An 11692-nucleotide genomic window follows, 5' to 3' on the forward strand; every position below is an offset into this window, starting at 1 on the left:
AAAACATTCCTGAATAAGGAGACTACGATGGCACGAGCCCAAGGGGCGCGGGCGCAGATGGCGCTTGCGTTCGAGACCGTCTATGGCACACCGCCTGCTGGCGGTTTCACGAAGATGCCGTTTGCCAGCACCACGCTTGGCGCGGAGCAGCCGCTCTTGAACTCCGAGCTTCTCGGCTATGGCCGCGATCCGCTGGCGCCGATCAAGGATGCGGTGACGGCGGACGGCGATGTCGTCGTGCCGCTCGATGCCGAGGCCTTCGGCTTCTGGCTGAAGGCGGCCTTCGGCGCACCGACGACCACGGGCACAGGCCCCTGGACGCATGCGTTCCAGTCCGGATCCTGGACGCTGCCGAGCCTCTCCATCGAGACCGGCATGCCGGAGGTGCCGCGCTATGCGATGTACTCGGGCTGCGTGCTCGACCAACTCAGTTGGCAGATGCAGCGGTCGGGGCTGCTAACGGCGACCGTGCGGCTGGTGGCACAGGGCGAGACGGTGGGCACGGCGTCTAGTGCCGGTGCGCTGGCAGACATTGCCTTGAAGCGGTTCGGCCATTTCAACGGACAGGTCACGCGGAACGGCTCGGCCCTCGGCAACGTGGTCTCGGCCGACATTACCTATGCCAACAACCTCGACCGGATAGAGACGATCCGTTCGGACGGCCGCATCGACGGCGCAGACCCGTCCATCGCGGCGCTCACCGGCTCGATCGAAGGGCGCTTCGCCGATCAGACGCTTGTGACGCAGGCGATCAATGGCGAGGCTTGCGAACTCGAGTTCGGCTACAACCTGCCCTCGGGCGAGAGCTTCATCTTCACGGTGCACGCTGTCTACCTGCCGCGCCCGCGGATCGAGATCTCCGGGCCGCAGGGCGTGCAGGCCACATTCGACTGGCAGGCCGCCCGCGACAGCATCGTCGGCCGGATGTGCACCGCGGCTCTGATCAACGATGTGGAAACGTATTAATGCTGACGCTCAATCTTTCAAATGCCCCGCGCTGGCAAGACCTCGCCCCCGGCGTCCGCGTGCAGCTGCGCCCGTTGACCACCGCGCTGATGGTGGCGACGCGCAGTGACCCTGCGGTCGAAGCGGTGCCCGAGGAGGCCTCCGACGAGGAGCGGGCCGTCGCCTTCGCCAAGGCGCTGGCGCGGCGGGCCGTGCTTGCCTGGGAGGGTATCGGCGATGCGGACGGCAATCCCATCGATCCGAGCCCCGAGGCCATCGACGCACTGCTCGACATCTGGCCGATCTTCGAGGCCTTCCAGCTGACCTACGTGTCCAAGGGCCTGTTGCTGGAGCAGGAAAAAAACGCCTCCGCGCTCTCGCCGAATGGTCCTTCGGCGGGGGCGAGCGCTACTGCCAAGCCTGCGCGCAAGCGTGCGAAGACTGCCCGACGCGGCTGAACCAGCCGCTGACCCTCGAAGGCTGGCAAGTCTGGGACCTGGTGGGTCGCATCGGCGGCCAGCTGCGCGTCCTTCCCGGCGCGGTGATCGGCTGGGATCTGACCGCGGCACTGGCACTGAGTAATGCCCTCGGCATCCCGCCTCTGGCCACAGCCGAACTCCTCCCCGTCATCGAAGCGGTGATGGTCGCCAAATACAACGAACAGATGGAACGTTCCGATGGCTGAGAAGAGGGTCTCTGTCCGCCTTGCCGCGGTCGGTGGACGGCAGGTGCGCGCCGAACTGGAAGGCGTGGGCGAGGCCGGCGCCCGCGGCTTCGGCCGCCTCAGCCGCGAGATGGAAGCGGCGAACGCCCGGCTCGCGGGTTTTGCCCGCCGCGTGAAGGTGGCTGCGGCTGCCGCCGTCGCCGCTGCCATGGCGGCTGGCGTGGCCATGGTCCGGTCCGGATTGGAAACCGTCGATGCACAAGCCAAGCTCGCGCAGTCCCTCGGCACCACCGTCGCCTCGATCCAGACACTGGAGCGCGCGGGCGAGTTGGCCGGCGTGTCGATGTCCGGCATCGAGCAGGCCACGAAGGACCTGACCCGTCGTCTGAGCCAGGCGGCATCCGGCGGCGGCCCGGCGGCGGAGGCTCTCAAGCGCCTGGGCCTTTCTGCCTCCGACCTTCTGGCCCTGCCGCTCGACGAACGCGTGGGCGCGATCAACGCCGCCATCGAGAGCTTTGTACCGGCCGCAGAGCGCGCCGCTGTCGCGGGCCAGCTTTTCGGCGAGGAAGGCTCCATCGCCATGTCACGGATCGACACGGCAACGTTGCGCCAGGCGACCGAGGACGTGCTTGCCTTTGGCGTTGTCGTTTCCGAACAGGATGCCGACCAGATCGAGCGCACGAACGACGCGATCTCTCGGCTGGGGTTGATCTGGCGCGGCCTCTCGAACCAGCTGGCCGTTGCCGCGGCGCCTGCGCTGGAGACTGTCACCAACGCCATGGCGGCAGTCGCCAGCCGCACCGGGCCGCTTGGACGGGTCCTCACCGGGCTCTTCGACAACATTGGCCGGCTCACCATTTACGCGGCCACCTTCGCGACCTTCCTCGCGGGCCGCTGGGTCGCCGGCATGGCCGCCGCAGCCCTCTCCGTGCGCGGCCTCGCCACCGCGCTGGTCGTCCTGCGCGGCGCGCTCATTCGCACCGGTATCGGGGCGCTGATCGTCGGCGCAGGCGAACTCGTACATCAGTTCACCCGGCTGGTCTCCGGCGCAGGCGGGTTTGGCAATGCGATGGCCTTGCTCGGCGATCTCGCCTCCGAGGTCTGGGAGCGGATTGGGCTGGGCTTGGCGAGTGTCATTGCCGCCGTCGAGGCCGGGTTTGCCCGGTTCCAGGCCGTGACGGCTTCCGCGTTGCAGGGGGCCCTTGAAGCGATTGTCGGCTTTGCGAATACCGCCATCAACAGCTTCGAAGGCACCTTCGAGGCGATCAAGGCGATCTGGGGCCTGCTGCCCGCCGCGATCGGCGATATCGCCTTCCAGGCAGCCAACAGCCTGATTGTCGGCGTCGAGGCGATGCTCAACGGTGTCGTTGCCCGGATCAACGGATTCATCTCCGGCGTCAATGCCGGGCTCGAGGCCCTCGGGGTTGAACGGCGCATTCCGGTCGTGCCCGATCTCGAGCTTGGCCAGATCGAAAACCGCTTCGAAGGGGCTGCATCCAATGCGACAAGCGTTGCCCAAGCCGCCTTCGACCGCGCCTTTGCCGACAATCCGCTCAGCGTGCCAGATCTTGGGCTGGCAGCTGCTGCGAATGCCGTGCGCGGACGTGCGGATGCCGCGCGGGCCACATCCCTCGATCTTGCGGGTCAGGCCACGGCTCCGCTGAGCTCTCTCGATTCCCTTCGGGCCGCAGTCTCTGGGTCCGGCGAGACCGGCGGTGGAGCTGCCGAGGCCACAGCGGCCACGGAACGACTGAACGCGGCCCTCGGCGAGACCGAAGCCGCACTCGGTCGGGCGGGTTCGGCCGCCGGTGGGGCGGGCGGTGCCTTGAAGCAGGCCGCCGAGGCCGGGAGCAAGGCCTGGGACGGGGCGAAGACGACCATCGAACGCACGAAAGAGCTGGCCAAGGGCCTGGCCGAGGATATCACCGGCCCGCTGAAAGAGGCCCTCAAGTCCGGCGAACTCAGCTGGCGCAGCTTTGCGCAGGCGGTATCCGGTATTGCTCAGAACCTCGCCAATCGCCTGATCGACTCGGCCTTCAAGCCGATCGAGGACGCGCTCTTCCGTGCCTTCTCTGGTGGTGGGGTGTCTGGCGGCGGCGGGGGCGGTCTCTTTGGCTGGATCACCAAGGCTATCGGTGGGCTCTTCGGTGGTGGTTTTGCCCGGGGCGGTGTCTTTGCGCACTCTGATCAGATCACGGCCTTTGCCCGGGGTGGGGTTCTGGGCGGCGGTATCGTGGATCGCCCGACAGTGTTTCCCTTTGCCCGGGGCATAGGTCTCATGGGCGAGGCCGGGCCGGAGGCCATCCTGCCCCTGCGCCGGGGACCGGGCGGACGGCTGGGGGTGGAAGCCGGGACGAGACAACCTGCGCCGCAGATCACGCCGCGGATCATCAACGTGCTCGATCCTGGGCTGGTGGGAGACTATCTCGCCACGCCCGCCGGCGAACGCGCCATTCTCAACGTGATCCGTCGCAACCGGGGCGCTTTCGATGGCTGATCTCCTCTGGCCCTTTGCCGCGCATGGTCCGGCAACCGAAGTCCTGGACTGGCGCACCGACGTGTTGCAGAGCGACGCCGGCGAACAGCGCCTGTCGCTGCGGGATACCCCGCGCGAGGTGCTTACCCTGAGCCATCGGCTCGACGGGCCCAAACTCGCCGAGGCCCTCGCACTGGCCCGCCGGGGCATGGCGGGCGAGTGGATCGTGCCGCTCTGGCACATGGCGGATCGCAGCGGCAGTGATATCACATTGGGAGAGACCAGCCTGACCATTGCAGCGCGTCACGCCGACTACCGTGCGCCGGGCTTTGCCGTTGCCGCCAGCAATGGCGGGGATGCCTATCTGCTTACTCTTGCCGCGGTACATCCGGACGGAATTGACCTGACAGCTACAGCCGGTGTCGCTCTCACCCACCCGGTGATCGCACCGGCGCGGCGGGCCCGCTTGCTGGCGCCACTGGAGATCGAACACCGGCACGCGGATCTCGGCTATGTCACCGCACGGTTCCTGCTGCAGGAGAGCGCCGATCTTTCCGGGCTGCGGGGTACCGCGCTTTACATTGCCATCGACACCAGCACGTCGATGTCGGGGGCCAAGATCACCGCGGCCATGGCGGCGGTGCGGGCCCTGGTCGATGAACTGGCCGGCACTGTGCCCCCGGCCTTGCGCAACGACATCTGCATCCTACTCTGGCACGAAACGGTCGCAGACATGCAGGTGCGACGCGACGCCGATCGCCAGGATCTCACGTACCTGTCGGACTGGCTGGCCCAGCCGCCGGTGCTGCGGGGTGGTACGGATTTTGCCATGGCACTCAGCGAAGCCCAGGGCTTTTTTGCCGGCGCTGGAGCCAAGCGGCGGATTATCCTGTTCCTGACCGATGGGGAACCCTATCCGTTGGGCTCGGCCACCGCGGCCGTGGCGCTGCTGGAGACGATCGCGGATGTGGAGGTCTACGGCTTCAATATCGGGCTCACCAATACCAGCTGGACCGCGATGCTCGACAACACCCCGGCCGATGGCGTGCCGGTGATTGCGCCGGGCGATACCGACAGCCTGCGCGACACGCTGCTTGGGACGCTCTTCGGCATTCCACGCTATCGCGGTCGGGATGTGCTGATGGACCCTAGTGTCCTGCGCCAGCCCTTGGCCCAGACCCTGTCGCAGAGCTTCGAAGGTGTCGACAGCGGCTTGGGCCCCGTGATCTTCGAACCCCTGCGCGATCTGGTGGAGCATGGCTCTGTCCTGACGCTGAAGGACGTTGGCCCAGAAGACAGCTGGTCCCGACGCCGGTGGCTCTATCACCTGCGCGGCCGGGCCCGGGCCTTCTGGCTGCCGAGCTGGGGGCGGGAGCTTGTCCTGCAGCAGGAGGCCCTTGCCGGCGACGATGTCCTGATCGTAGCGCCGCGCCTTGAGCCCTCCGACTGGATCGGCCGGCCTGTGCTCCTGGACCTGCCGGGACAGCCGATCTTCCGCGAGATCACCGGCACCAGCCTCGATCCGCTGGGCCTGCGCCTCGGGATCGACCCGCTCGACCGGCATGTTCCGATCACCACGCCGGGGCATCTCCTGACCCTGGTGCGGCTCGATACCGACCGGGTCGAGATCGAGCATCGGCCTGCGGGCACAGAAGTGAGCCTCACCGTTCTGGACATTCCGGATCTGACCCCATGACCTATGACGACCTCGAGATCTCGACCGCCGAAGGCCGGCCACTCTTTCTCTATCGCTTCGCCGAAGGCCCCACGACCTGGCGCTTTGTCAGCCGGTCCTCGGATTGGGTCGTTCCCGGTGGCACGCTTGCCGATGAGCCGGGCGATACCGCATGGGCTGCCTCCGCGCTCGCCCATGGCAACGTGGTCCAGAGCGGCGATCCGCGCCGGGTCGATCTGAGCCTGACCTTTCCGCTCTCCGATCCCTTCGCCCGCCGCTGGCTCGGGCCGCGGGGATCTTCGGTCACCACGCTGACCATTTTCCGCGGCCATGAGCAGGTGCCGGGCGAACTGGTCGCGCATTGGAAGGGGCGCATCGTCTCGGCCTGGGTGGAAGGGGTGCGGATCGTTCTACGGGCAGAGTCGCTCTTCACCGCCATGCGCCGCCAGGGCGTGCGCGCCCGTTACCAGCGGCTCTGCCGTCATGTGCTCTATGCCGGCGGCTGCCGGCTCGATATCGAGAGCTTTCTGGTCCCGGCGACAGCGACCGCCCGCTCTGGACAACAGATCACTGTTCCGGAGGCCGCCGCGCAACCCGATGGCTGGTATCGCGGCGGCGTGTTGCGCCACGCGGGGGTGCCGGGCTTCATCACCGGGCACGTCGGTGCAACCCTCACACTCTCAGGCCGCATGCCCGCGCTCGAGGCGGAGATCGACGATCCCGGCCTCACCGCCAGCATTCAGATCGCCCCCGGCTGCGATCTGCGCCGCGACACCTGTGCGAACCGCTTCGACAACCTGCTGAACTTCGGTGGGTTCCCGGATATCCCGGGCCGGAACCCGTTCGGGGGGACGAGTATCATTTGAGGGCATGTTGGGACCTGAACCGCTTGTCGGCTCACCGCCAGCGGCCGCAGACCCCTTCGGCGATCAGCACCGCGCCGATGTCCCGGCCGTCCGGCAAGGCACAGGTTCCGACGACGCGATCATAGGACCGTTTCCCAGACAAGGAACAGGTCAGGGTTTCCGATCGTGCGAGTTCTTTCATCCGTGCGGTTGCCCTGTTTCCGGCCAGCGAGCCCTTTTCGGCGCAGTCGAGATTGGCGATGCGGATCGGAGTGCCGGAGACTTCGATCGTGTCGCCATCCCGCACATGGGTCACTGGCCCGGTCAGGATGCGCGCAGCGGAGCCAGACTGTGGCCGGACACCGGTCCTGGCGTTTCCACCGTTCAGGATACGGACAGTGTTGCGTTCCACGGATTTGAAACTGGTGAACGGGTCATCGATATCGACATCGAAGAAGACCAGAGCGCCGAGGGACACGAACATCGCAAGCACCATGGCGTTTCGGCGGTAGTACCGCTTGTATCTGATGCTTCTGCCCATGATCCACGACTAGCCCGCGCGCGTGGCGAAAATTGGGCGAACGCCGGAAGAGGTGGTCGTTTTGGCTCGAGACGAAGCAAGACCCTTCAGTGGCTGCGCCTCTCCCGATACCAGGCAGAGCGCGGCCCGTCTGTTTCGAAGTATCGGATCTCGAAGATGCGCGCCTCATGCAAAACATGTCGCCAACTGCGGCAGCCATATGCCCCGGGCAGTTGATCGGGATAGTGTTGGGCGATCCATGCGGCAGCTTCCTCCACGGAAACCCAACCCTCGACGGCAAGTACACCGGCAGCTTGCTTCAGCGCACGCACAATGCCTGCATCAGGCCAGTACACTGTACCATCTGGGTAGATGCCGTTGACTATAAAGTTCCTGAATTCGTCGGACCGGAAGTACTCTGCTGCCTGCTGTTGAAGTCGACCCAGATCATTGCCCCATTCATTCAGCTGTCTCAGGTGATGATCGATCCGGGTCTGGGCATCGACCAGGGCATTGCGCGCGTCATGACAACCGTCCAGCGTTCCAAGGTCATGCTGCTCGATGAAATGGTGAACCAGGGTGTTGCGCAGAACCACCAGATCTTTCAGATCGCTGGTCAATTGCGCGAACTCCGTGTCCGAGAGGTTCAACAGGATACCCAAACGGAATGATAATGTGGTCCCGGTTGAAGCGGGGGTCGGTTCAGCTGGGCTCTCTGTCCCGTTGGTCACGATCCCTGAGCCAAGGAGTTCTCCCACCAGAAGACCCAGTGTCTTGCGGGCGGTGTCGGCTATCCGGGCGTCCCGGTCCGCCACCAGAGGCTCGGTTGACCCCGAAACTGCGTGATGCGCCACGATCGCCTTGAGCGCTCGTTCATAGTGCTGAAGCCGCAGGAGGCACCGGCCCAGCAAGCGCTGCACGTCGTCCTGAAGACTTTGCAGTGGCGTGTCAGACATTGCCGTCATTATGGAACTCGGTATCCAAATCCTTCGCGCCAGCCCTGCAATGGTCCAAGGCGCCGCCCGACCTGAGACCTAGCTCGCCCAAGTGGCAAGAATTGGGCGGGCGCTGTGGCGCTCGGCCTTAACCATGCACAACACTACCGAGGTTCGGCCGCGAACGGATCGGCCTGACCCGTTAACCCCTCCCAACCCCCGAAAGACTCTCTCCCATGGTCTGGAACTTTGTCGTCCAGATTGTCGCCAGCCTTGTGCTGACGGCGATCTCTTATGTGCTGGCGCCGCGGCCGAAGACGGCGCCGCCGAAGGCTGCGGGGCTCGACGCGTTCGACCTGCCCACGGCGGAGGAAGGCCGACCCATTCCGGTGGTGTTCGGCACGGTGCTGCTCAGGGGGCCGAACGTGGTCTGGGCAGGCGATCTGAAGGTCGACCCGATCCGCAAGTCCGGAGGCAAGAAGTGACACGGGTGATTGTCCGGGACCTGCGTGCCGCCCGGCTGTGTTTGCAAGGCGCGCGCGGCTGGTTTGCCCGCCACGGGCTCGACTGGCAGGCCTTCCTGCGCGAGGGCGTGGACGCGGAGGTGCTGGCCGCCACCGGCGATGCGCTGGCGATGCGGGCGATTGCCGAGGCCGAACGGCGCCTCAGTTCGGAGCAGGAGCAGGAGCAAAGCCATGGGTAGTTCGGTCATCGTCGGCTATCGCTATGCGCTGGGGGCGCACCTGGCGCTCTGCCATGGGCCGGTGGATGTGATCCGCGAGATCCGCGTCGATGACCGCACCGCCTGGTCGTTGGCCGATGGCACCGTCTCCGGAAGCGGCGAAGGTATCGGCGCGGTCACCACGCTTCTGGCCAATGCCACTGCCGCGGCCTTTCCGGCGGGCGAGCAAGGCAGTACCGCCGCCCTCAACATCTATGGCTGGAACGGCATTCCCGGCCTCTCCCTCGGACAGGCGCTCGATCTCACGCTGCTGGGCAGTGGCACCACGCATCGGATCATCCTGCGGGGCATCGCCTTTGACGAGCGCGAACACCTGACCTGGATGCAGGTCGAGCCAAAGACGCTCTCCTTTGCCTTCCAGGCCGTGAGCCTCTCCACCGTGCCCGGCAGCGGATCGTCTGGGGACGAGCGAGACATTCCCGCGCCGGGCACCCGCATCCGCATCGACAAGCCAGAGCTCTTCGGCGGCGAGAGCCGCGAGGGCGGCATCGTCGGCGATATCGACATCCTGATGGGGGCCCCCGACCAGGGGCCCAACAGCTACCTCGCCGTCCGGGCCGGAACAGACGTGCCCGGCTTCCGCGGGCTCTGCAGCCTCGTGCTGCGCCAGGTCTACATGGGGCTCAACCCCTATCTGAAGCCCTGGGCCGTCCGGGTCACCCGGATCCTCACCGCCGAGGATGGCGCGCCGCAATGGTACCCGGAGACGGCCCAGATCGGTGCGATGGATCCGGAGAGCGATCCCGCTTCCGATCCGGGCCCGGACATGAACCCGGCCCATATCATCCGCGAATGCCTCACCAACCGGACCTGGGGCCTTGGCTATGGGGCGGCGGATATCGGTCCGAGCATTGCGGCGGCCGCAGACCAGCTCTTTTCCGAGGGCTTTGGCCTCTCCCTCCTCTGGCAGAGCGATGCCAGTCTCGAGGAGTTCCTCGGAGACATCCTGCATCACATCGATGCCCAGCTTTACGTCGATCGCCGCACCGGCCGCTGGGAGCTGAAGCTCATCCGTGACGATTACGACCCCGAGACCGTGCCGATCTTCGATGCCAGCAACGTCGTGGACTGGGGCGAGCTGGGCCGGCGCGAAGCGGTGGATCTCGTCAACAGTCTCACCGTCACCTTCTCCGACCTGCGCACCGACCAGCCCGGTTCCATCAGTGTCACCGATACCGCCCGGGTGCAGCTGATGGGACAGGTGATCTCCACCACGGTCGACTATCCCGGTGTCCGGCGCGAGGACCTCGCCGTGCGCCTGGCCGAACGCGATCTGCGGGCCCTTTCGGCGCCGCTCCTCTCCGGCGAGATCACCGTGAACCGGCAGGGCGCCGATCTCGACCCCGGTGATATCATCCGGCTCGTCAATCCCCGGAGGGGTCTCGCGGGGGCGCTGCTGCGCGTGGTCGAGATCGATCATGGCGACGGGCGCGACAACCGGGTCCGGCTCCGGCTCGTGGAAGATGCCTTTGCCCTGGGCTCGACCGCCCTTGTCGGCGGCGAGGTTGCAAACCCGCCCACATCCTTCCTTTCCGCGCCACAACCGCTGTCGCGCCGGCTGGTAAGGGAATCCCCGTATTGGCTTCTGGTGCAGGAGTTGGGGCATGCGCAGGCCGATGCGGAGCTTGCTTCTGATCCCGATGTCGGCCTCCTGATGGCCGTGGGCGAGCGGCCTTCACCGGATGCGCTGGACGCCCTGGTCTGGGTCGATACCGGGACCGGCTATGCCAGTGACGGCACCACCACCTTTGCGCCGACCGCGATCCTCGATGCCGATCTCGGCGATGATCCAGAGGAGGTCCTGCTGCCCCTGCGGGACTGGACCGGTCTCCCGGGTCTCACCACCGGCACGCTGGCCGCGATCGGCGACGAGTTCGTCCGGGTCGATGGGATCTCGGCCAATTCGATCACCGTCGGGCGGGGCTGTCTCGACACCGTGCCGCTAGCCCATCCGGCCGGCTCCCCGGTGATCTTCTGGCAGGGACATGCGGACACGACATCCGGTCGGTACGTGTCCGGCGAGAGCCTTCCGGTTCGGATCCTGCCCCGCACCGGGCTCGGTACCCTGCCGCTGGCACAGGCGCCCACCGATATCGTGACATTTGCCGCCCGCGCGATCCGTCCCCTGCCGCCGGGCAATCTCCGGGGAGACGGAGGCTTCGTGTCGCCTTTGGCCAGTCCCGAGGCCACCCTGACCTGGGCGCATCGGGACCGGCTCTCCCAGACCAGTGCCGTCTTCGACAGCTACCTGGCCGGCGACATCGGTCCGGAGCCCGGGGTCACCTACCAGGTCCGCATTCACTGGGTCGATCCCGACACCGGCGAGACCCTGGAGCCTGCCGCCGCGGTGATCGAGGCCGGCACCGCCACCAGCTGGACCCTTGCCGAGGCGAATTATCCCGAACCGCCGCCCGGCGTCGAACAGGCAGACCTGCGGGTGCGCGCCGTGCGGGGATCTTTCGAGGACCGGGCCTTCCGCACCTATCGCGTGACCCTCGGCGGCAAGGTGCAGGTCTCGGCGCAGGATTTGGTGCTGCTCTGTTTCGGCATCGGTATCGACCTTGTCGGACAAGACCTGATCCTGACCTGCAGCGGCCCGGGCCTCGACATCGTCGAGCAGCACCTGGTGCTTGATCTCCGGCCGCCCGGTCTGGGCGTGACCCAGCAGGAGCTGATCGTCGAGCTCACCCCCTGATCTCCAACCACGGGACCCTTTCATGACCGATTACCTGATCACCAACAGCGCCGCCCTGCTGGGCGGTGTCGAGGACGCCTCCGTGCCGGGGAGCTACAATCCGGTGTTTGCCTCCCATGCGCTGCGCTTCGAGGCCGAACAGGCGGCAAGCATCTCCCTTCCGGGCGTCACCGACATCTGGATCCGGGCGGATTG

General features: G+C 66.5%; 11 protein-coding genes. 9 read left to right on the plus strand and 2 right to left on the minus strand.

Features of this window, described 5'->3' with window-relative positions; translation table 11 throughout:
- Window positions 1-27 precede the first annotated feature (27 nt).
- The 6 genes from MB818_RS21300 to MB818_RS21325 are packed head-to-tail and all read left to right on the plus strand — an operon-like array spanning window position 28 to window position 6626.
- Window positions 28-966 carry a phage tail tube protein gene (locus MB818_RS21300; protein WP_238906400.1) on the plus strand — a complete coding sequence of 313 codons (939 nt, stop codon included), beginning with the start codon at window positions 28-30 and terminating at the stop codon, window positions 964-966.
- Entirely contained in the window at window positions 966-1403 is a 438-nt protein-coding gene (locus MB818_RS21305) for a phage-derived protein YdaY family protein (RefSeq protein WP_234184542.1), read from the plus strand. The genes MB818_RS21300 and MB818_RS21305 overlap by 1 nt, the downstream gene beginning before the upstream one ends.
- Before the next feature lie 41 nt (window positions 1404-1444).
- Window positions 1445-1630: a DUF7697 family protein gene (locus MB818_RS21310; protein ID WP_238906384.1), complete on the plus strand. Its 186-nt coding sequence runs from the start codon at window positions 1445-1447 to the stop codon at window positions 1628-1630.
- On the plus strand, window positions 1623-4106 hold the full coding sequence (locus MB818_RS21315) for a phage tail tape measure protein (RefSeq protein ID WP_238906386.1): 2484 nt from the start codon (window positions 1623-1625) through the stop codon (window positions 4104-4106). The genes MB818_RS21310 and MB818_RS21315 overlap by 8 nt, the downstream gene beginning before the upstream one ends.
- Window positions 4099-5781, plus strand: coding sequence for a vWA domain-containing protein (locus MB818_RS21320; protein ID WP_238906387.1), 1683 nt, complete (start codon window positions 4099-4101; stop codon window positions 5779-5781). Before MB818_RS21315 ends, MB818_RS21320 begins: the two co-directional genes overlap by 8 nt.
- Window positions 5778-6626, plus strand: coding sequence for a phage BR0599 family protein (locus tag MB818_RS21325; protein WP_238906389.1), 849 nt, complete (start codon window positions 5778-5780; stop codon window positions 6624-6626). The genes MB818_RS21320 and MB818_RS21325 overlap by 4 nt, the downstream gene beginning before the upstream one ends.
- A 31-nt stretch (window positions 6627-6657) precedes the next feature.
- Here the strand turns inward: MB818_RS21325 and MB818_RS21330 are convergent, their stop codons facing one another.
- Together MB818_RS21330 and MB818_RS21335 are read right to left on the minus strand one after the other, a co-directional pair.
- Window positions 6658-7146 (minus strand): thermonuclease family protein, encoded by a 489-nt coding sequence (locus tag MB818_RS21330; protein ID WP_238906391.1) that lies wholly within the window; start codon window positions 7144-7146, stop codon window positions 6658-6660.
- A gap of 86 nt (window positions 7147-7232) precedes the next feature.
- On the minus strand, window positions 7233-8081 hold the full coding sequence (locus tag MB818_RS21335) for an OST-HTH/LOTUS domain-containing protein (protein WP_238906394.1): 849 nt from the start codon (window positions 8079-8081) through the stop codon (window positions 7233-7235).
- A gap of 215 nt (window positions 8082-8296) precedes the next feature.
- Here MB818_RS21335 and MB818_RS21340 point away from each other — a divergent pair, with 215 nt between their 5' ends.
- Genes MB818_RS21340 through MB818_RS21350 form a run of 3 tightly spaced genes read left to right on the plus strand, consistent with a single transcriptional unit; the run spans window position 8297 to window position 11497 of the window.
- The gene (locus MB818_RS21340) at window positions 8297-8545 is read left to right on the plus strand and encodes a hypothetical protein (protein WP_164128633.1); all 249 of its coding nucleotides are present in this window, start codon (window positions 8297-8299) and stop codon (window positions 8543-8545) included.
- Window positions 8542-8763: a hypothetical protein gene (locus MB818_RS21345; RefSeq protein ID WP_238906396.1), complete on the plus strand. Its 222-nt coding sequence runs from the start codon at window positions 8542-8544 to the stop codon at window positions 8761-8763. Before MB818_RS21340 ends, MB818_RS21345 begins: the two co-directional genes overlap by 4 nt.
- On the plus strand, window positions 8756-11497 hold the full coding sequence (locus MB818_RS21350) for a phage tail protein (protein WP_238906398.1): 2742 nt from the start codon (window positions 8756-8758) through the stop codon (window positions 11495-11497). Before MB818_RS21345 ends, MB818_RS21350 begins: the two co-directional genes overlap by 8 nt.
- Window positions 11498-11692 lie beyond the last annotated feature (195 nt).

This window comes from Ruegeria alba (assembly GCF_022321465.1).
GTDB lineage: Bacteria > Pseudomonadota > Alphaproteobacteria > Rhodobacterales > Rhodobacteraceae > Ruegeria_B > Ruegeria_B alba.

What these genes read in the sequence shown, in the direction of transcription:
- MB818_RS21300 (WP_238906400.1), top strand. Translation starts at nt 28, where the DNA reads ATGGCACGAGCCCAAGGGGCGCGGGCGCAGATGGCGCTTGCGTTCGAG.
- MB818_RS21305 (WP_234184542.1), top strand. Translation starts at nt 966, where the DNA reads ATGCTGACGCTCAATCTTTCAAATGCCCCGCGCTGGCAAGACCTCGCC.
- MB818_RS21315 (WP_238906386.1), top strand. Translation starts at nt 1,623, where the DNA reads ATGGCTGAGAAGAGGGTCTCTGTCCGCCTTGCCGCGGTCGGTGGACGG.
- MB818_RS21320 (WP_238906387.1), top strand. Translation starts at nt 4,099, where the DNA reads ATGGCTGATCTCCTCTGGCCCTTTGCCGCGCATGGTCCGGCAACCGAA.
- MB818_RS21325 (WP_238906389.1), top strand. Translation starts at nt 5,778, where the DNA reads ATGACCTATGACGACCTCGAGATCTCGACCGCCGAAGGCCGGCCACTC.
- MB818_RS21330 (WP_238906391.1), bottom strand. Translation starts at nt 7,146, where the DNA reads ATGGGCAGAAGCATCAGATACAAGCGGTACTACCGCCGAAACGCCATG.
- MB818_RS21335 (WP_238906394.1), bottom strand. Translation starts at nt 8,081, where the DNA reads ATGTCTGACACGCCACTGCAAAGTCTTCAGGACGACGTGCAGCGCTTG.
- MB818_RS21340 (WP_164128633.1), top strand. Translation starts at nt 8,297, where the DNA reads ATGGTCTGGAACTTTGTCGTCCAGATTGTCGCCAGCCTTGTGCTGACG.
- MB818_RS21350 (WP_238906398.1), top strand. Translation starts at nt 8,756, where the DNA reads ATGGGTAGTTCGGTCATCGTCGGCTATCGCTATGCGCTGGGGGCGCAC.